General features: G+C 62.7%; 17 protein-coding genes. 13 read left to right on the top strand and 4 right to left on the bottom strand.

The genetic code is table 11. From position 1 onward, the window contains the following. Nucleotides 1-49: 49 nt before the first annotated feature. The 12 genes from mtgA (at nucleotide 50) to pyrF (ending at nucleotide 13,494) form a co-directional block, all read left to right on the top strand. Entirely contained in the window at nucleotides 50-772 is a 723-nt protein-coding gene (gene mtgA, locus WN982_RS02710) for a monofunctional biosynthetic peptidoglycan transglycosylase (protein ID WP_341315700.1), read from the top strand. Nucleotides 773-2,081: 1,309 nt separating this feature from the next. Next, nucleotides 2,082-3,035, top strand: a complete 954-nt coding sequence (locus WN982_RS02715; protein ID WP_341314266.1) for an IclR family transcriptional regulator — start codon at nucleotides 2,082-2,084, stop codon at nucleotides 3,033-3,035. After that, entirely contained in the window at nucleotides 3,032-4,096 is a 1,065-nt protein-coding gene (locus WN982_RS02720; RefSeq protein WP_341314267.1) for a 2-dehydro-3-deoxygalactonokinase, read from the top strand. Before WN982_RS02715 ends, WN982_RS02720 begins: the two co-directional genes overlap by 4 nt. 36 nt (nucleotides 4,097-4,132) lie before the next feature. Further along, the gene (locus WN982_RS02725; protein WP_341314268.1) at nucleotides 4,133-4,813 is read left to right on the top strand and encodes a 2-dehydro-3-deoxy-6-phosphogalactonate aldolase; all 681 of its coding nucleotides are present in this window, start codon (nucleotides 4,133-4,135) and stop codon (nucleotides 4,811-4,813) included. Next, a complete protein-coding gene (locus tag WN982_RS02730) occupies nucleotides 4,810-5,586 on the top strand; it encodes an SDR family oxidoreductase (protein ID WP_341314269.1) in 777 nt (258 codons plus the stop codon). Before WN982_RS02725 ends, WN982_RS02730 begins: the two co-directional genes overlap by 4 nt. 136 nt (nucleotides 5,587-5,722) lie before the next feature. Next, on the top strand, nucleotides 5,723-6,721 hold the full coding sequence (locus WN982_RS02735) for an arabinose ABC transporter substrate-binding protein (RefSeq protein ID WP_341314270.1): 999 nt from the start codon (nucleotides 5,723-5,725) through the stop codon (nucleotides 6,719-6,721). A gap of 253 nt (nucleotides 6,722-6,974) precedes the next feature. Further along, entirely contained in the window at nucleotides 6,975-8,501 is a 1,527-nt protein-coding gene (araG, locus tag WN982_RS02740; RefSeq protein WP_341314271.1) for an L-arabinose ABC transporter ATP-binding protein AraG, read from the top strand. 53 nt (nucleotides 8,502-8,554) lie between these two features. Continuing rightward, on the top strand, nucleotides 8,555-9,571 hold the full coding sequence (araH, locus tag WN982_RS02745; RefSeq protein ID WP_341314272.1) for an L-arabinose ABC transporter permease AraH: 1,017 nt from the start codon (nucleotides 8,555-8,557) through the stop codon (nucleotides 9,569-9,571). Between the two features lie 29 nt (nucleotides 9,572-9,600). After that, on the top strand, nucleotides 9,601-10,401 hold the full coding sequence (locus WN982_RS02750; RefSeq protein ID WP_341314273.1) for an SDR family oxidoreductase: 801 nt from the start codon (nucleotides 9,601-9,603) through the stop codon (nucleotides 10,399-10,401). Then, nucleotides 10,398-11,300: an SMP-30/gluconolactonase/LRE family protein gene (locus tag WN982_RS02755; RefSeq protein WP_341314274.1), complete on the top strand. Its 903-nt coding sequence runs from the start codon at nucleotides 10,398-10,400 to the stop codon at nucleotides 11,298-11,300. The genes WN982_RS02750 and WN982_RS02755 overlap by 4 nt, the downstream gene beginning before the upstream one ends. Nucleotides 11,301-11,511: 211 nt before the next feature. After that, complete coding sequence (locus WN982_RS02760; protein WP_341314275.1) at nucleotides 11,512-12,564, top strand: aldose 1-epimerase; 1,053 nt, start codon at nucleotides 11,512-11,514, stop codon at nucleotides 12,562-12,564. A 114-nt stretch (nucleotides 12,565-12,678) separates the two neighbouring features. Continuing rightward, the gene (gene pyrF, locus WN982_RS02765) at nucleotides 12,679-13,494 is read left to right on the top strand and encodes an orotidine-5'-phosphate decarboxylase (protein ID WP_341314276.1); all 816 of its coding nucleotides are present in this window, start codon (nucleotides 12,679-12,681) and stop codon (nucleotides 13,492-13,494) included. A 75-nt stretch (nucleotides 13,495-13,569) separates the two neighbouring features. Here pyrF and WN982_RS02770 read toward each other — a convergent pair whose 3' ends face one another. From WN982_RS02770 to thiL, 4 genes are read right to left on the bottom strand one after another with little or no spacing between them, the layout of a single operon-like run. Further along, entirely contained in the window at nucleotides 13,570-14,082 is a 513-nt protein-coding gene (locus WN982_RS02770) for a cupin domain-containing protein (RefSeq protein WP_341314277.1), read from the bottom strand. A 20-nt stretch (nucleotides 14,083-14,102) separates the two neighbouring features. Continuing rightward, nucleotides 14,103-14,603 (bottom strand): CinA family protein, encoded by a 501-nt coding sequence (locus tag WN982_RS02775; RefSeq protein ID WP_341314278.1) that lies wholly within the window; start codon nucleotides 14,601-14,603, stop codon nucleotides 14,103-14,105. Nucleotides 14,604-14,663: 60 nt separating this feature from the next. Continuing rightward, nucleotides 14,664-15,224, bottom strand: a complete 561-nt coding sequence (locus WN982_RS02780) for a phosphatidylglycerophosphatase A (RefSeq protein WP_341314279.1) — start codon at nucleotides 15,222-15,224, stop codon at nucleotides 14,664-14,666. After that, complete coding sequence (thiL, locus tag WN982_RS02785; RefSeq protein ID WP_341314280.1) at nucleotides 15,214-16,212, bottom strand: thiamine-phosphate kinase; 999 nt, start codon at nucleotides 16,210-16,212, stop codon at nucleotides 15,214-15,216. Before thiL ends, WN982_RS02780 begins: the two co-directional genes overlap by 11 nt. Nucleotides 16,213-16,430: 218 nt before the next feature. Here thiL and WN982_RS02790 point away from each other — a divergent pair, with 218 nt between their 5' ends. Beyond that, nucleotides 16,431-18,770 (top strand): NADP-dependent malic enzyme, encoded by a 2,340-nt coding sequence (locus WN982_RS02790; protein WP_341314281.1) that lies wholly within the window; start codon nucleotides 16,431-16,433, stop codon nucleotides 18,768-18,770. Nucleotides 18,771-19,051: the final 281 nt, after the last annotated feature.

Here is a 19,051-nt window from a genome sequence, read left to right on the forward strand (position 1 = left end):
TCGAGCGCCTTACACTTCAGAACTCACCGACGCGGGGACTGTGACCACGATGACTGCAACGCGGCGCGCGAGCCGGCCAGGTCCGGTGCGATGGATTGTTTATCTGGGCGCGATGGTGGCGATTGCGTGGTTCGCGACGCAGCTCTTCTATTTCGCGCAGATCGCGGTGTGGATTTACGTCAATCCGCAGTCGACTGCTTTCATGCGATCGGACGCATGGCGATTGTCGCAGGATCGGCCTGATTTGTCGGTGCAGCATGCATGGGTGCCATACGAACAGATTTCGCACAATCTGAAGCGGGCGATTATCGCTTCCGAAGACGCGAATTTTGTTAATAACAACGGGTATGAGACGGACGCCATTTTGCAGGCGTGGGAGCGGAATAAGGCCAAGGGCAGGATTGTTCGAGGCGGCTCGACAATTACCCAGCAGCTGGCGCGGAATCTGTTTTTGTCCCGGGAGAAGAGTTATATCCGCAAGGGGCAGGAGCTGATCATTACCTGGATGCTCGAGACCTTGATGGACAAGCAACGGATCTTTGAGATTTATCTCAACTCCGTTGAGTGGGGCAATGGGGTTTATGGCGCCGAGGCGGCGGCGCGTTATTACTATAAGACTTCTGCTGATAAGTTGACTGCGGCGCAGTCGGCCCGATTGGCTGTGATGTTGCCGCGGCCCAAGTATTTTGACGAGCACAGAGGCTCGGGGTATCTCGTTCAGCGTTCGCGTGTGATTGCGCGGCGGATGGGGGCCGCTGAGTTGCCCGAATGAGGTTTTTTTTGCGCGTAGCGGGTGGTTTGGGGGTTTGCCTACGGCGTTGGGTTTTTTGCTTGAGCTTGTTTGCCTTCGCGGCGCTTTTTGTCTGTGTGCCTGCGGTGTTGGCCTTTCCTTGATTTGTTAGTGGTCTATTAGCTTCGCCCCTGTGCGGGGCAGGCACTTACTTTCTTTGCCGCCGCAAAGAAAGTAAGCAAAGAAAGCGGCTTCACACCGCTAATTCTGAAGCGGGTCCCCTGGCTTGGAGGAGGTAGTGGAGCATCTGGAATCGGTGTTCTCGCGCACTCCGCGCTGGTGACAAGGCAGTCATACTTCCGGCGGCGCTGCGCGCGCCGTAGCGGTACTTCACAAAACCATCTGGTCGTTTAAGGCGACCGCCGCAGTACGGTCTTCTCAAGCCGTAGCTATATTCTGCGTCCCGCCGGGTTAACAGGCGGGCGTTACCTATCCAGCAAATCGCCTACCGCTTTTAGCGCAGGCGTATCACCCGGCGGAGTGGTTGCAATTGACCCTTCGGCACATCCAGAACACAGATCAATTTCGGTGCCTCTTCGAGGCGAAGCCGATGGCCCCCGATCACGCACAAACGAAGCCTATGGTTTCCCTGGCAGACCCGTCCGCGACGCACGTAGTGCGGAGTGGGAGGAATGATGCCGGAAGCGTATATCCGCTATCGGTGTTGGGAAGTACCGCCACGGCGCGCGCAGCGCCGCCGGAAGAATGACTGCCTTGTCACCAGCGCGGAGTGTGCGAGAACACCGATTCCAGATGCTCCACTGCCTCCTCCAAGCTAGGGGACCCGCTTAAGAATTAGCGGTGTGAAGCCGCTTTCTTTGCTTACTTTCTTTGCGGCGGCAAAGAAAGTAAGTGCCTGCCCCGCACAGGGGCGACGCGAATAGACCACTAACAAATCAAGGAAAGGCCAACACCGCAGGCACACAGACATAAGCGCCGCGAAGGCAAAAAAAAGAAAGCAAAGTCCACCGCCACAGGCAAACACCCAACCCCAGCCCCCGGCAAGGCAAAAATCCCATTATTTGAATCAAACATTCACATATTGGAGATTTCTAAAAAACCGCCCTACAATCCAACCCAACACGCGCCGCGAGCGGGAAAGAGCAGGAAAGAGCAGCAAGAGCCAGAACCCCGCCCGCGACAGCGACTGCAAAAAAAAACCGGAGACAAAGCCAAACCATGCCTAAGACCCAAAGGCGGCACTGCCACGCCGCGAGCAGCGGCAAACCCCAAGGCCATCTCTCCGGCCCCGCGCTGTAAGCGCAAAAAACCAACCCCATAGCGAATCGCCATGAACAAAGCGATGCCTACTCACGCAGCAAGCGCGCCCGAGCCCGACTTCGCGCCGGCGGCGGATCACGCTCCCAGCGCGGCAAAAACCCCGCGCGCCAGCGCCCAACCCGCCGTGGTCGACGAAATCGCCCTCCCCAGCACGCTGCTGGACATCACCCCGCAACAAGCCGGCACACAAACGCTTCTGCGCGGTCTGGCGATTCTCGAAGCCGCCGCCGCCGGCGTGCGCGACCTGCGGACCTTCGGCGCCGCGCTCGGCACCACCCGCAGCACCACGCATCGGCTGGTGAGCAGCCTCGTGCAGGCGCGCTACCTGCGGCAGGTGCAAGGCGGCTATCTGCTCGGCCCGAAGCTGATCGAACTCGGCACCATCGCGCTCGAGCAGATGCCGCTCACCGCCGTCGCGCGTCAGCATCTCGAATCGCTCGCGGAACAGACGCTCGATACGATTCACCTCGGCGTGCGCGACGGCGACGACGTGCTGTACATCGACAAAATTCCCGGCACCCGCGGTCTGGAAATGCGCTCGCGCGTCGGTCATCGGATGCCGCTCGCGTCGACCGGTATCGGCAAAGCCATGATGCTCGACCTCACGCCGGACGTCTGGCAGTCGCTCTTCGAAGCCTCGCGGCGCGCGCTCGCCGGCGTCAGCTTCAAGCCGGATAACCGCCCCGACGCGCAGACCTTCATGCAGCGCATGACCAACTACGCCGCCGGTGGCTACACCTTCGACCTCGAAGAAAACGAAGCGTCGATCCGTTGCGTCGCCGCCCCCGTGCGCGATGCGTCGGGGGCCGTGGTGGCCGCGCTGTCGGTGGCGAGCACGATCCCCTATATGTCGCTCGAACGCATGGATGAACTGATTCCAGTCGTGCAGCGCGAAGCGCGCGCGATCTCGGAAGAACTCGGTTGGCGCGCCCCCCAACCGGCGACCCGCAGGATCAAACGATGAAGCAAGCGGGCTCTCCTACGTCGGCAGTCGATCACGCCGTTGCCGCCGGCACCGTCAGCGTGAACGCCAACCTCGAGCACGCAGCGCTGATTGGGCTCGATTGGGGCACGACGTCGCTGCGCGCGTATCTCTTCGACGCCGCGGGCAAGCTGCTGGCGGCGCGTGCATCGACGGCCGGCATCATGAATCTGCCGCGCAGCGCCGAGCAAGGCGGCTTCGACGCGGCCTTCGACGAAGCGTGCAGCAGCTGGCTCGAACATGCGCCCGATCTGCCGGTGATCGCGGCAGGCATGGTCGGCAGCGCGCAAGGCTGGGTCGAAGCGCCCTACGTCGAGGCGCCGGCGGATACCAATACGCTGGTTGCCGGCATCGTCCGCGTGAAGGCGGCGTGTGGCGCGACGCTGCATATCGTGCCGGGCGTGCTGCAGCGCGGCGAACTGCCGAACGTGATGCGCGGCGAGGAAACGCAGGTTTTCGGCGCGCTCGGTGAAGACACGGGCTCCGCGGATAGCGGCAAACGCGCACTGATTGGCTTGCCGGGCACGCACGCGAAATGGGTCGTTGTACAAGCGGGCCGCATCGAACGCTTTCATACCTTCATGACCGGTGAGGTGTTCGCTGCATTGCGCGAACACACGATTCTCGGCCGCACGATGACCACGCCGGATCGTCCGGATAACGCTGCATTCCTGCACGGCGTGAACATCGCTCGCGAGAAAGGCCAGGCAGGTTTGCTTGCGACCGTATTCAGCGCCCGCGCGCTCGGCCTGACAGGACAACTGTCGCGTGAACAGCAGCCGGACTATTTGTCGGGATTGCTGATCGGTCACGAGCTCGCCGGCCTCGACGCCGTACTCGCGCAACAGCAAAACTCGCTCAAGGGGCAGGCCTTGCGCCTGATCGGCAACGAAGCACTGTGCGAGCGTTATCGCCTCGCACTGACGCAATTCGGTTGCACTCAGGCGGAACTGGTGAAGCACGCCACCGAGAGCGGCTTGTGGCGCGTCGCCACTCAGGCGGGGCTCGTCAATCCGGCCGCCCATGCGGTGCATACGGGCTAACCGGCAGCGCCGCCGAACATGGAACAAGGAACCGACATGCAACCTCACATCAATCTGCCCGCTCCGTACATGCCGCACGCGGGTCTGATCGCGGCGTTCGAGGTGTGTCCGCTGATCGCGATCATGCGCGGCGTCACGCCAGCCGATGCGGCCGATCACGGCCAGGCGCTGTACGAAGCGGGTTTTCGGATCGTCGAAGTGCCGTTGAATTCACCGCAGCCGTTCGACAGCATCGCGGCGATCCGCAAGGCGTTGCCGGCCGATGCGATCGTCGGTGCGGGCACGGTGCTGCATCCGAGTTTCGTCATCGATGTGAAGTCGGCAGGCGGCGAGTTGATCGTGATGCCGCATAGCGATCCGGAAGTGGTGAGCGCCGCGAAGGCGCAGGGTCTGGCGTGCGCGCCGGGCGTCGCGACGCCGAATGAAGCATTCATCGCGCTGAAAAACGGCGCCGACGTTCTGAAGATGTTCCCCGCCGAACAACTCGGCTGCCAGGTCGTGAAGGCGTGGCGCGCGGTGATCGCGGCGCAGGTGCCGCTGGTGCCGGTCGGCGGAATCACGCCGGACAACATGGGGCCGTTTCTGAGCGCCGGCGCGAACGGTTTCGGTCTCGGCTCGGCGCTGTACAAGCCGGGTCAGAGCGCGGCGGTGACGGCTTCGCACGCGAAGGCGTTCATCAACGGTTTGCGTGTCGCCAGGGCTGGCGCGAAGAAATGAAACGGCTCGCCGACAAGGTTGCGTTGATTACCGGCGCCGGGCGCGGCATCGGCGCGGCGATTGCGCTCGCGTTTGCGCGCGAAGGCGCGGCGGTCGTGCTGGCTGAACTGGATATCGAAACCGCGCGGCAGACGGCGGAGCAGATCAAGGCGCAAACCGGCGCGCGCGTGTTGGCGGTGCACACCGACGTCACGCAATCGACCTCGGTCCAGCATGCGGTGAGCGAGGCGGAACGCGCGTTCGGCGCGCTCGACGTGCTGGTGAACAACGCCGGCATCAACGTGTTCTGCGATCCGTTGACGATGACCGATGAAGACTGGCGCCGCTGTTTCGCAGTCGATCTGGACGGCGTCTGGAACGGTTGCCGCGCGGTGTTGCCGGGCATGGTGGAACGCGGCGCGGGCAGCATCGTGAATATCGCGTCGACGCATGCGTTCAAGATCATTCCGGGCTGCTTTCCGTACCCGGTCGCGAAGCACGGCGTCATTGGCCTCACGCGCGCGCTCGGCATCGAATACGCGCCGCGCAACGTGCGGGTGAACGCGATCGCGCCGGGTTACATCGAAACGCAGTTGACGCACGACTGGTGGAACGAACAAGCCGATCCGGCGGCGGCGCGGCAAGCGACGCTCGACTTGCAGCCGATGAAGCGCATCGGCCGCCCTGAAGAAGTGGCGATGACGGCGGTGTTCCTCGCCTCGGACGAAGCGCCGTTTATCAACGCCACCTGCATCACCGTGGATGGCGGCCGCTCGGCGCTGTATCACGATTGACCGTAGCAAAGCAGCACGCAATAAGTACGCAACAAAAAGAGTTCACCGGGCGACGCGCTGGCCGCGTGTGTCACAACCGGTACAAGAAAACGCGGCCGACACCTTCTCGTTATCAATTAGTCAGGAGACACGCATCATGAAACGAAGAATTTTCCTCACGCTGGCAGCAGCGGCGGCGGGTGTGCTCTTCAACGCACCGGTCGCGCAAGCCGCCGATCCGGTGAAGATCGGCTTCCTCGTGAAGCAGCCGGAAGAACCGTGGTTCCAGGATGAGTGGAAGTTTGCCGAAATCGCTGCCAAGGAGAAGGGCTTCACGCTGGTGAAGATCGGCGCGCCGTCGGGCGAGAAGGTAATGAGCGCCATCGACAACCTGTCGGCTCAGAAAGCGCAAGGCTTCGTGATCTGCACGCCCGACGTCAAGCTCGGACCGGGCATCGTCGCGAAGGCAAAGGCCGACGGCCTGAAGATGATGACGGTCGACGACCGTCTGGTGGACGGCGCGGGTAAGCCGATCGCCTCCGTGCCGCATATGGGCATCTCGGCGTACAACATCGGCAAGCAGGTCGGCGACGGTCTGGCCGCGGAAATCAAGAAGCGCGGTTGGGACATGAAGGATGTGGGCGCGATCGACGTGACCTACGAGCAACTGCCGACCGCGCATGACCGCACCACGGGCGCCACCGACGCATTGGCCGCTGCCGGCTTCCCGAAGGCGAACATCATCGCCGCGCCGCAAGCGAAGACCGATACGGAAAATGCCTTCAACGCCGCCAACATCGCGCTGACCAAGAACCCTCAGTTCAAGCACTGGATCGCTTACGCGCTGAACGACGAAGGCGTGCTCGGCGCGGTGCGCGCAGCGGAAGGCCGCGGCTTCAAGGCGGACAACATGATCGGTATCGGCATCGGCGGTTCGGAGTCGGCGCTCAACGAGTTCAAGAAGCCGTCGCCCACGGGCTTTTTCGGCACCGTGATTATCAGCCCGAAACGTCACGGCGAAGAAACCTCGACGCTGATGTACGACTGGATCACCCAAGGCAAGGAACCGCCGGCTCTGACGCTGACCAGCGGCATGCTGGCCACGCGTGACAACGTCGGTGAAGTGCGCGAGAAGATGGGTCTCGCGTCGAAGTAAGCACTGCCGCAGTGAGATGAACTGCCGGTGCGTGCGTCTTTTTCACGAAAGAAGGCGCGTACCGGCTGCAGCAATAGAAGAAGTGGTTGAGACAGACCGTGCGAGTGTCTATGAGGTCCACGAGGCACGTGGAGCGCGGGTCACATGAATGGGACCTGAGTAAAGCGCTGAAGCGCCAACTCAGGTCGACATACAACTGCATGGGGCAGGAGTAAGCGCTAAAGCGCTAACTCCTGTCGACATAGGAGGCGAAGTGTCAGCGACGCTACGTTTTGACAATATCGGCAAAGTCTTTCCAGGCGTGCGTGCGCTCGACGGTGTGTCCTTCGACGTCAACGTCGGCCAGGTGCACGGCCTGATGGGCGAAAACGGCGCAGGGAAATCGACCCTGCTGAAGATTCTCGGCGGTGAATACCAGCCGGATGCGGGCCGCGTGATGATCGACGGTAATGAGGTGCGCTTCACGAGCGCCGCTTCGTCGATCGCGGCGGGGATCGCGGTGATTCACCAGGAATTGCAATACGTGCCCGATCTGACGGTCGCGGAAAATCTGCTGCTTGGCCAACTGCCGAATTCGCTCGGCTGGGTCAACAAGCGCGAGGCAAAACGCTTCGTGCGCGAACGCCTCGAAGCGATGGGCGTGGCGCTCGATCCGAATGCGAAGCTGAGGAAGCTCTCGATCGCGCAACGGCAAATGGTCGAAATCTGCAAGGCGCTGCTGCGCAACGCGCGCGTGATTGCACTGGACGAACCGACCAGCTCGCTGTCGCATCGCGAGACCGAAGTGCTGTTCAAGCTGGTGCGCGATCTGCGTGCTGACAACCGCGCGATGATCTACATCTCGCACCGGATGGACGAGATTTACGAGCTGTGCGACGCGTGCACGATCTTCCGCGACGGCCGCAAGATCGCCTCGCATCCGACGCTCGAAGGCGTGAAGCGCGACACGATCGTCAGTGAAATGGTCGGGCGTGAGATCGCCGACATCTATAACTATTCAGCACGGCCGCTCGGTGAAGTGCGTTTCGCCGCGAAGGCGATCGAAGGGCATGCGCTCGCGCAACCGGCCAGCTTCGAAGTGCGGCGCGGCGAAATCGTCGGCTTTTTCGGTTTGGTGGGCGCGGGACGCAGCGAACTGATGCACCTGGTGTACGGCGCGGATCACAGGAAGGGCGGCGAATTGCTGCTCGACGGCAAACCGATCAAGGTGCGCAGCGCGGGTGAAGCGATCAAACACGGCATCGTGTTGTGCCCGGAAGATCGCAAGGAAGAAGGCATCGTCGCGATGGCGACCGTGTCGGAGAACATCAATATCAGTTGCCGCCGCCACTATCTGCGCGCCGGGATGTTTCTCGATCGCAAGAAAGAAGCGGAAACCGCGGATCGTTTCATCAAGCTGCTGAAGATCAAGACGCCGAGCCGCCGCCAGAAGATTCGTTTTCTGTCGGGCGGCAACCAGCAGAAGGCGATTCTGTCGCGCTGGCTGGCCGAGCCGGATCTGAAAGTGGTGATTCTCGACGAGCCGACGCGCGGTATTGATGTCGGCGCGAAGCATGAGATCTATAACGTGATCTATCAGCTTGCCGAACGCGGCTGCGCGATCGTGATGATTTCGTCGGAATTGCCGGAAGTGCTCGGCGTGTCCGACCGGATCGTCGTGATGCGTCAGGGCCGTATTTCCGGCGAATTGTCGCGCAAGGAAGCCACTGAACAAACGGTGCTGAGCCTCGCATTGCCGCAAAGCTCCACCGCGCTGCCCGCCACCCAGCAAGCGGCCTGAACATTATCTGGACGAAAGTCCGCAACCCGTGGGGAACGGGAGGAGTCTTCAACATGCAAGCCAGAGAAAACCTCGCGCAACAGGCGGCCAAAAGCGCCGCCGACGCGCTGATTCCGCAAGGTAGCGACAAGGCGAAATGGTGGCAGCAGATCACCGAATACAGCCTGATCGTGATCTTCCTGCTGATGTTCATCACGATGTCGCTGACCGTCGATCACTTCTTCTCGATCGAGAACATGCTCGGCCTCGCGCTGTCGATCTCGCAGATCGGCATGGTCGCGTGCACGATGATGTTCTGTCTGGCGTCGCGCGATTTCGACTTGTCGGTGGGTTCGACGGTCGCGTTCGCCGGCGTGCTGTGCGCGATGGTGCTGAACGCGACCGGCAATACGTTCATCGCGATCGTCGCCGCGGTGTTCGCGGGCGCGGTGATCGGTTTCGTCAACGGTGCGGTGATTGCGTATCTGCGGATCAACGCGCTGATTACGACGCTGGCGACGATGGAAATCGTCCGCGGTCTCGGCTTTATCGTGTCGCACGGGCAGGCCGTCGGCGTGTCGTCGGATACGTTTATCGCGTTGGGCGGCTTGAGCTTCTTCGGTGTGTCGCTGCCGATCTGGGTCACGCTCCTGTGCTTTATCGTGTTCGGCGTGATGCTCAATCAGACGGTGTACGGCCGCAATACGCTGGCGATCGGCGGTAATCCGGAGGCGTCGCGTCTGGCCGGTATTAACGTCGAGCGCACACGTGTTTATATCTTCCTGATTCAAGGCGCGGTCACCGCGCTCGCCGGCGTGATTCTTGCGTCGCGGATTACGTCGGGTCAGCCGAACGCTGCCGAAGGCTTCGAACTGAACGTGATTTCGGCATGCGTGTTGGGCGGCGTGTCGCTGCTCGGCGGCCGCGCGACGATCTCGGGTGTCGTGATCGGCGTGCTGATCATGGGCACGGTCGAGAACGTGATGAACCTGATGAACATCGACGCGTTCTATCAGTACCTCGTGCGTGGCGCGATCCTGCTTGCCGCCGTGTTGCTCGATCAGTTGAAGAATCGCGGATCACGCGATTAAATCCACCTTGTTCATAAAGGAATCGAACGATGTCGTCTCCGGCCAATGCAAACGCCAGTCTCGCGGATAACGCGTTCGCGCGCTATCCGAGTCTCGTTGACCGCACGGTGTTGATCACGGGCGGCGCGACCGGTATCGGCGCATCGTTCGTCGAGCATTTCGCGTCGCAAGGCGCGCGCGTTGGGTTCTTCGATATCGATGCGACAGCGGGCGAAGCGCTCGCCGACGAACTCGGCGAGTCGAAACACAAGCCGCTGTTCTTGCCATGCGATCTGACCGATATCGACGCGCTGCGAAAAGCGATCGCCGACGTGAAAGCCGCAATCGGACCAATCCAGGTGCTGGTAAACAACGCCGCGAACGATCGCCGTCATTCGATCGGAGAAGTGACGCCCGAGTTTTTCGATGCGGGTATCGCGGTGAATATCCGCCATCAGTTTTTCGCGGCGCAAGCGGTGATGGAGGACATGAAAGCGGCCAATGCGGGGTCGATCATCAATCTCGGTTCGATCAGCTGGATGCTGAAGAACGGCGGTTATCCGGTGTACGTGATGTCGAAATCGGCGGTGCAGGGTTTGACGCGTGGTTTGGCGCGCGACCTCGGCCCGTTCAACATCCGCGTCAATACGCTGGTGCCGGGCTGGGTGATGACGGAGAAGCAGAAGCGTCTATGGCTCGACGACGCGGGCCGTCGCTCGATCAAGGAGGGCCAGTGCATCGATGCTGAATTGCAGCCCGCCGACCTCGCGCGCATGGCGCTGTTCCTCGCCGCCGACGACAGCAAGATGATCACCGCGCAGGACATCGTCGTGGACGGAGGCTGGGCGTGAGCACGACCTCGCGCTCGCATCGCGCGGCGTTGCTGATCGATGCGAAATGCACGCTCGGCGAAGGCGCGACGTGGTGCGCGAAAACCGGCCGCTTCTACTGGACCGATATCGAGGGCGCGCGGCTGTGGCGCTATGACCCTCTCGATGGCCGCAGCACCTTCTGGCGCATGCCTGAGCGCCTCGCGACCTTCGCGCTGTGCGCCGATCCGCATTACCTGTTGCTCGGCCTGGCCACGCATCTGGCGTTTTTCGATCTCGCGACCGGCGAGATGCAGCGTATCACCGATGTCGAGCCAGGGTTGAACACGCGCGTGAACGATGGCCGCTGCGATCGTCAGGGGCGTTTTGTGTTCGGTACGAAAGACGAAGGCTCGCCGGTCAAACCGGTCGGCGGGTTTTACCGCGTGAATCACGATTTGTCGCTGGAGCGCTTGCCACTGCCCGCGCCGGCCATCTCGAACAGCATCGCGTTCAGTCCGGACGGCGCGACGATGTACTACTGCGATTCGCCGGCCCGCGAAATCCGCGCCTGCGACTATCGCGTGGACGGCAGCGTCGCCAACGACCGCGTCTTCACCGCGCTGACGGACACCACCGGCGAACCCGACGGCTCGACTGTCGATCGCGACGGCGGCTTGTGGAACGCGCAATGGGGCGGAAATCGGGTCGTGCGTTATGGCCCCGACGGCGTCGAAACGGAACGCATCGACGTGCCGACGGTGCAGCCGAGCTGCGTCGCGCTCGGCGGTGCGCAGTTGGACACGCTGTACATCACGAGCGCGCGCATCGGCCTCGATGCTACTGCACTCGCGGGCGATTCACGTGCGGGTGGTGTGTTTATCGCAACACCTGGGCGGCGGGGTTTGCCCGAACCGGTGTTCCAAGGTGTGCCGGCATAGCGCAGAATGACGCTGCTTTGGTTGTTGAGGCAGCGGTGTATGGCAGAGAGCAGTGAATTTGACGGTGAATCAACCGTTGATGTCGCAAAACTCAGTGGCAGCAAATCGGCAGCATGCAGTTCGGACCCAAAGGCGACCCATTAAAAAAAATCGCCCAACAGCACCCGTCAGCGATGACGGCAACGTCCCACGCCTCTCGATGGAGCCAGATATGACTGTTGCGAATCTAGTTTCCGCCTCTACTCAAAGCCGACGCGCGCGACTCGCCGCAGCGGCCAATCCGGTGCTTCCGGGTCCCAGTACCTCCGCAGTCGCGGTTGGCGAAACGAGCGGCGGGGAGCTCGCCTGCATTACGCTCGCCAACGCGCAACTGCGGCTCGACGTCGCGCCGACGCTCGGCGGCGGCATCACCCGTTTCGACTGGCGCAACGACGGCGCGCTTACTCCGATCTTTCGCCGTTGCCGCCACGTCGGTGCCGATACGCAGCCGAACCAGCTTGCCTGCTATCCGTTGCTGCCGTATTCGAACCGGATCGGCGGCGGCTATTTCAATGTCGCGGGACGGCGTGTCGACGTGCCGCGCAACCGCGCCGACGAGCCGTTGCCGATTCACGGCGACGGCTGGCAATCTGCGTGGCAGGTCGCCGAGGCGGATCGCGAAAACGTGCGCCTGACGCTCGATCGCCACGACGGCAAACCGTACGCGTTTCGCGCCACGCAAACCTACACGCTGGATGGGCCCACGCTCGCCGTCACGCTGGAGATCGAGAACGCCGGCCGTGAGGCGCTGCCTTTCGGGCTGGGCATCCATCCATTTTTCGTCCGCGACGCGGATACCGAACTCTCGGCGGCGGCCGGCGGCCTGTGGCTTGCCGGCGACGACTGGCTGCCGGTGCGCCATGTGCCGACGCCACCCGCGTGGCAATTCGGCGTTGCGTATCCGTTGCCCGAGGCCATCGTCAATCATGCGTTCACCGGTTGGAGCGGACAGGCGGCGGTGGTGTGGCCGAAGCGCCGCCTGTCGCTGACGATCGCCGCCGACACTGACTACTACGTGCTGTACACGCCGCCCGGCGAGGACTTCTTTTGCTTCGAGCCGGTCGATCATCCGATCAACGCGATGAATCTGGCCGGCGGCGCGTGCGAGAACGGCATGACGATGTTGGGACGCGGCGAGCGGCTGACGCGCTCGTTCCGCTTTACCGTCGAACGTACCGGTTTGCGCTCGATGCCGGGCGCTCGTGGTTCGCGGCGGCGGCAGTAGGCGAGCAGATCAGCACACTGCACCGCCTGGCACGGAACGACGCCGGCGCGGGCCGCCGCGCAGGACGGGTAAAATACGCGCCTCTTCCGTTATCGGCTCGCCGCGAGACTCACCATGTCCAATTTCATCCAGACACTCAACGACGCCTGGCAGCGCACGAACTCGCTGCTGTGCGTCGGCCTCGATCCCGAGCCCAGCAAATTCCCGGGCGCGCTTGCGGGCCGTCCCGAAGCGATTTACGACTTCTGCCGGGTGATCGTCGACGCGACGGCGCCGTATGCCTCATCGTTCAAGCCGCAGATTGCGTACTTCGCCGCTCATCGCGCGGAAGACCAGCTCGAGCAGCTGATCGCGCACATTCATGCGCACCACCCGGGCCTGCCGGTGATTCTGGACGCGAAGCGTGGCGACATCGGCAGTACCGCCGAACAGTACGCGCGCGAGGCGTTCGAGCGCTATCGGGCGGACGCGGTGACGGTGAATCCGTATATGGGTTTCGACTCGATCGAGCCGTATCTGGAGCACGAAGGCAAGGGCGTGATCGTGTTGTGCCGGACTTCGAATCCCGGCGGGTCGGACCTGCAGTTTCTGGAGACGGGCGGGCGTCCGCTGTATCAGGTGGTCGCGCAACTGGCGGCTGACAAGTGGAACGCGAGCGGACAGCTGGGTCTGGTAGTCGGCGCAACCTTCCCGAAGGAAATCGAAGTGGTGCGCGGGATTGTCGGCGAAATGCCGTTGTTGATTCCGGGCATCGGCGCGCAAGGCGGCGATGTTCAAGCGACGGTGAACGCCGGCCGTACGGCGAAGGGCACAGGGATGCTGATCAACTCGTCGCGCGCGATTATCTACGCGGGTAAGGGTGAAGATTTCGCCGACGCCGCCGCCAAGGCCGCGATGCAAACGCGCGATCGGATTAATGCGTTTCGGTGATGGACGGCTGTCGTTGGAAAAGACAGCCTCTTAATCCGCTTCTGGACAGGCTGCGTTGGGCGGCGCTGGGGCTAGTCAAGCAGCCGGCCCCAGCCGCTCGATAAACGCTGCATGCCGCGGATGCTTCGTCTTCAACGCGTCGACATCCGCGAGCTCGAATTCGCTGAATTCGAACCCCGGCGCCACCGTGCAACCCACCAACGCGAATGTGGCCGGGTCGGCGCATTCCGCGGCAAACCACAACCCTGCGGGCACAACCGCCTGAAACACGGCATCGGAATGCGTCAGCGCGTTGCCCAGCCGGTGTGTGACCAGATGGCCCGCTTCGTCGAGCACGTGCACGTTCAGCGGTTCTCCCGCATAAAAATGCCAGACCTCGTCGGACTTGATCCGATGCCACGTCGAATGCGCGCCGTCGCAGAGCAGGTAATAGATCGCGGTGGACGCAGAGCGCGTCTCAGTAGAACCGTCGTCGCGGCTCACCAGCCCGGCCGACCGGTATGTCTCGCTAAAAAACCCGCCTTCCGGATGCGGCTTCAGATCGAAGCGCCGGATCAACTCGTCTTTGGCTGCGTGCGATGCGGGCATCCTGGGCATCCAACCGGAAGTTAGTGTTCGCGCTCGTCGAGCATTTCCAGCAAGCCGCGCAATGCATGCGCTGCGGCCTGCACGCGGATCTTCTCGCGGTCGCCCTTGAATACCTTGGTTTCCACCGACGTATGCAGCCGGTTGCTCCAGCCGAACGACACCATCCCGACCGGCTTGGTTTCCGTGCCGCCGCCCGGGCCGGCGACGCCGGTGATCGACAGCGACACCTGCGCGCGGCTGTTGCGCAGCGCGCCCTCGGCCATCGCACGAGCCACTTGCTCGCTCACCGCGCCGTGCTTGTCGATCAGTTCGGCCGGCACGCCGATCATTTCGCACTTCGCCTGGTTCGAATACGTGACGAAGCCGCGCTCGAACCAGCCGCTGCTGCCGGAAATATCGGTGATCGCCGTTGCCACCATGCCGCCCGTGCAGGATTCGGCGGTCACGAGCATCAGGCGTTCGTCGCGCAAGCGGTTGCTCACGCGAATGGCGAGCTGGTGAACCACGGAATCGGTAGGCATGGCGTCAATCCGGAAGCGGGCGACCGGCTGCGGGCAACCGGCTACGGGGGCTGGTGGCGGTTAAACCGACATGCGCCAGAGCGCAATCACGAGCAGCGTGAAAAACGCGGCGACCAGGTCATCGAACATGATGCCAAAGCCACCTTTCAGTCTGCGATCGAAGTAGCCAATCGGCGGCGGTTTCACCATGTCGAAGAAGCGGAACACGATGAACGCGGCGAATTGCCCGGTTAGCGTGACCGGCGTGACCATCAGCAACACCAGCCAGAACGCAATGATTTCATCCCACACAACCGGCGACGGATCGTCGATGCCGAGCTTCTTCGCGGTGAAGCCGCAGATCGCAATGCCGCCGACAAACCCGACGGCGATCAGCAGGCCCCATTCGATCACCGTCAAATAACGGCTCAACACGGCGAACGACGCCCACGCGAACAGCGTGCCGACCGTACCCGGCGCAACCGGCGACAAGCCGCTGCCGAATCCCAGCGACAAGATGTGCAGCGGATGCGACAGCATGAAGCGCGCGGTGGCGCGGCGCGGTGGGCGCGGCTCGGGCGCTTTGGGCGGCGGGCTGCCGGTGAGATCGTCGGCAGGGCCGAGCGAGGGATCAGTCTGCATGGAAATGGTCGAAGCCTTGCAACGTCAGAGTGAGCGGCGCGCCGGCGGCATCGCGCCAGTTGATCGCCGGGCGGTCGGCCGCCGTTTGAAGAGCGCTTATTGTACCGATGCGCGTGACCGGCAGATTCACCTCGCGGCCGGCCGCTTCAACCGATGCGCGCGCAGCCACGGGCGCCGTGAAGCACAGTTCGTAGTCGTCGCCCCCGGCAAGCGTGCAGCGCTGCTGGATTTCGGGCGATAAGCGGCGTAAGGCTGCCGAACGCGGCACGGCGTCGACATCGACGCTCGCCTGCATTTTCGAGCGTTCGAGGATGTGCAGCAGGTCGCCGGCGAGCCCATCCGACAGATCGAGCGCCGCATGCGCGATGCCGCGCAGCGCCAGACCAAGCGCGATGCGTGGCTCCGGGCGCTCGAGGGCGCGACGAAACGTCGCAGTGTCCGCCAGGTCCGCCGACCACTCGCCGCGTTGCACGCCAAGCCCGGCGCGTGCGTCGCCGAGGGCGCCGGAGATCCAGATGTCATCACCCGGTTGCGCAGCGTCGCGGCGCAGCGCCATCCGCGGCGGCACGCTACCGAATACAGTGATGCAGAGATTCAGCGGGCCGCCGGTCGTATCGCCGCCGATCAACTCGCAGCCGTAGCGCCCGGCAATCGCAAAGAGGCCCTCGCTGAATGCGGTGAGCCATGCTTCGTCTGCTTTCGGCAAGGAGAACGCCAGCGTGAACGCCTGTGGCTTCGCGCCCATCGCGGCGAGGTCCGATAAATTCACCGCGAGCGCCTTGTGACCGAGCGCTTCGGGATCGATATCGGCGAAGAAGTGGCGGCCTTCGACCAGCATGTCCGTCGATATCGCCAGTATCTCGCCGGCGCGCGGCGCGAGCAGCGCGCAGTCGTCACCGATGCCGAGCGTGCCGTCGACGGTATTGGGCGGCAGAGCGGCGGCGCGGCGCGCGAAGAAACGATCGATCAGTGAAAACTCGGAGAGCATGGTGGCGATGAGTGAATGGGTAAGGGCGATGAAAAGCCGCTAACGGCGCGCATTGTACGAAGAAGGCGGCGGGTAAACACCTGATCCGCACTCAAGCCGCACTCAACCCGCATTCGATTCGCGTTCCGCCCGAAGCGCGCCTCGCGCACCTTTCGCTGTATTTCAGTCGCGGCAGTTGTACCCGTATTGAAGGAATTGGGGCGGCGATTGGGGCTACAATGCCGTCGAACATCTATTCTAATCCGCACTTCGAAGCCCGCCTTATGTCGACTCCCGTCAATAGCAAACTCCGCGAAGCCGCTCTCGATTATCACGAGTTCCCCACCCCCGGGAAGATCGCGATCGCCCCGACCAAGCAGATGATCAACCAGCGCGACCTCGCGTTGGCGTACTCGCCGGGCGTCGCGTTCGCGTGCGAGGAAATCGTCGAAAACCCGCTGAACGCGGCGCGTTTCACCGCGCGCAGCAACCTCGTCGGCGTGGTCACGAACGGCACCGCGGTGCTGGGTCTGGGCAACATCGGGCCGCTCGCGTCGAAGCCGGTCATGGAAGGCAAGGCCGTCCTGTTCAAGAAGTTCGCCGGCATCGACGTGTTCGATATCGAGCTGAACGAGTCCGATCCGCACAAGCTGGTCGACGTGATTGCCGCGCTGGAGCCGACCTTCGGCGGCATCAACCTCGAAGACATCAAGGCGCCGGACTGCTTCATCGTCGAACGCGAATGCCGCAAGCGTATGAAGATTCCGGTCTTCCACGACGACCAGCACGGCACGGCCATCGTCGTCGCGGCGGCGATCACCAACGGTTTGAAGGTGGTCGGCAAGGACATCAAGAAGGTCAAGCTGGTCTCCTCCGGCGCGGGCGCTGCGGCGCTGGCCTGTCTGGATTTGCTGGTCGACATCGGTTTGCCGCTCGAAAACATCACCGTTACCGACCTGGCCGGCGTGGTCTACAAGGGCCGCGTCGAACTGATGGACCCGGACAAGGAACGCTTCGCACGCGAAACCGAAGCCCGCACGCTCGCCGAAGCGATTGGCGGCGCGGACATTTTCCTCGGCCTGTCGGCCGGCGGCGTGCTCAAGCAGGAGATTGTCAAGCAGATGGCGGATAAGCCGCTGATTCTGGCGCTGGCCAACCCGACGCCGGAAATCCTGCCGGAGCTGGCGCTCGAAGTGCGTCCGGACGCCGTGCTCTGCACAGGCCGCACCGACTATCCGAACCAGGTGAACAACGTTCTGGTGTTCCCGTTCCTGTTCCGCGGCGCGCTGGATGTAGGTGCGACGACGGTGACGCGTGAAATGGAAATCGCGGCGGTCAATGCGATCGCCGAACTGGCGCGCCAGGAGCAGAGCGACATCGTCGCAGCCGCTTATGGCATCCAGGATCTCTCGTTCGGTCCGGCATACCTGATTCCGAAGCCGTTCGACCCGCGCCTGATCGTCAAGGTCGCGCCCGCAGTGGCGAAGGCGGCGATGGATTCGGGCGTCGCGACCCGTCCGATCGAGGACATGGACGCGTACGAACAGCATCTGCAGCAATTCGTCTACCACAGCGGCACGACGATGAAGCCGATCTTCCAGTTGGCGCGCAGCGTCGAGCCGGAGAAGAAGCGCATCGTGTTCGCGGAAGGCGAGGAAGAGCGCGTGCTGCGCGCCATGCAGATCATCGTCGACGAAAAGCTCGCCAAGCCGATCCTGATCGGCCGTCCGGCGGTGATCGAGCAGCGTATCGCGCGCTACGGTCTGCGTCTGGTTGCGGGTCACGACTACACGGTCGTCAACACCGACCACGACGAGCGCTACCGCGACTTCTGGCAGGAATATCACAAGATGATGTCGCGCAAGGGCATCACCGAGCAGATGGCGAAGCTTGAAATGCGCCGCCGCACCACGCTGATCGGCTCGATGCTGGTGAAAAAGGGCGAGGCGGACGGCATGATCTGCGGCACGATCAGCACGACGCATCGTCATTTGCACTTCATCGATCAGGTGATCGGCAAGCGCGAAGGTTGCGCTGTCTACGCGGCAATGAACGCGCTGGTGTTGCCGAACCGGCAGATTTTCCTGGTCGATACGCACGTGAACGTCGATCCGACGCCGGAACAGCTCGCCGAGATCACGATCATGGCTGCCGAAGAAGTGCGCCGTTTCGGTATCGAACCGAAGATCGCGCTGGTGTCGCATTCGAACTTCGGCTCGAGCAACGCGCCGACCGCGCAGAAGATGCGCGACACGCTGGCGATCCTGCGCGAGCGCGCCCCGGACCTGCAAGTGGACGGCGAAATGCACGGCGACGTTGCGCTCGACGCGAATCTGCGGCGCGAAGTGCTGCCCGACTCGACGCTGGAAGGCGACGCGAACCTGCTGGTGCTGCCGAATATCGACGCGGCCAACATCTCGTACAACCTGCTGAAAACCGCCGCGGGCAACAACATCGCGATCGGCCCGATGCTGCTGGGCGCGGCCAAGCCGGTGCACGTGCTGACCCCATCGGCCACGGTTCGCCGCATCGTCAACATGACGGCGCTGCTGGTTGCTGACGTGATTGCTGCCCGCTAATCGGGAAGTTGAGTCGGTACTGAAGCTCGAGGGCTCGAGCGCATCGGTTCTCAGACGAAAAAGAGGCGTGCCCGCAATGGGCACGCCTTCGGGTGAACAGGGGATAGCCACCCAAAAAAAAGCTGAATGAAGCCATTCAGCCTCTGCGAGATCGCAAGGATAAGAGAGATTGAAAAGGGGCCGAGCCACAGCAGGCCGGTTCTCAATGACACCCTTCATTGCATCATCGGGCTAATTTTAGCTTGTGTAAGCTAAATATTCTGTCAAAAGTCGTCAAAGCC

Source organism: Paraburkholderia sp. IMGN_8 (genome assembly GCF_038050405.1).
Lineage (GTDB): Bacteria > Pseudomonadota > Gammaproteobacteria > Burkholderiales > Burkholderiaceae > Paraburkholderia.

Bases quoted from the DNA above. Each gene is read 5' to 3' on its own strand.
- mtgA (WP_341315700.1), top strand. From the start codon at position 50: ATGACTGCAACGCGGCGCGCGAGCCGGCCAGGTCCGGTGCGATGGATT.
- WN982_RS02720 (WP_341314267.1), top strand. From the start codon at position 3,032: ATGAAGCAAGCGGGCTCTCCTACGTCGGCAGTCGATCACGCCGTTGCC.
- WN982_RS02790 (WP_341314281.1), top strand. From the start codon at position 16,431: ATGCCGTCGAACATCTATTCTAATCCGCACTTCGAAGCCCGCCTTATG.
- WN982_RS02725 (WP_341314268.1), top strand. From the start codon at position 4,133: ATGCAACCTCACATCAATCTGCCCGCTCCGTACATGCCGCACGCGGGT.
- thiL (WP_341314280.1), bottom strand. From the start codon at position 16,212: ATGCTCTCCGAGTTTTCACTGATCGATCGTTTCTTCGCGCGCCGCGCC.
- WN982_RS02715 (WP_341314266.1), top strand. From the start codon at position 2,082: ATGAACAAAGCGATGCCTACTCACGCAGCAAGCGCGCCCGAGCCCGAC.
- WN982_RS02730 (WP_341314269.1), top strand. From the start codon at position 4,810: ATGAAACGGCTCGCCGACAAGGTTGCGTTGATTACCGGCGCCGGGCGC.
- WN982_RS02735 (WP_341314270.1), top strand. From the start codon at position 5,723: ATGAAACGAAGAATTTTCCTCACGCTGGCAGCAGCGGCGGCGGGTGTG.
- WN982_RS02780 (WP_341314279.1), bottom strand. From the start codon at position 15,224: ATGCAGACTGATCCCTCGCTCGGCCCTGCCGACGATCTCACCGGCAGC.
- WN982_RS02770 (WP_341314277.1), bottom strand. From the start codon at position 14,082: ATGCCCGCATCGCACGCAGCCAAAGACGAGTTGATCCGGCGCTTCGAT.
- WN982_RS02760 (WP_341314275.1), top strand. From the start codon at position 11,512: ATGACTGTTGCGAATCTAGTTTCCGCCTCTACTCAAAGCCGACGCGCG.
- WN982_RS02775 (WP_341314278.1), bottom strand. From the start codon at position 14,603: ATGCCTACCGATTCCGTGGTTCACCAGCTCGCCATTCGCGTGAGCAAC.
- WN982_RS02750 (WP_341314273.1), top strand. From the start codon at position 9,601: ATGTCGTCTCCGGCCAATGCAAACGCCAGTCTCGCGGATAACGCGTTC.
- pyrF (WP_341314276.1), top strand. From the start codon at position 12,679: ATGTCCAATTTCATCCAGACACTCAACGACGCCTGGCAGCGCACGAAC.
- araH (WP_341314272.1), top strand. From the start codon at position 8,555: ATGCAAGCCAGAGAAAACCTCGCGCAACAGGCGGCCAAAAGCGCCGCC.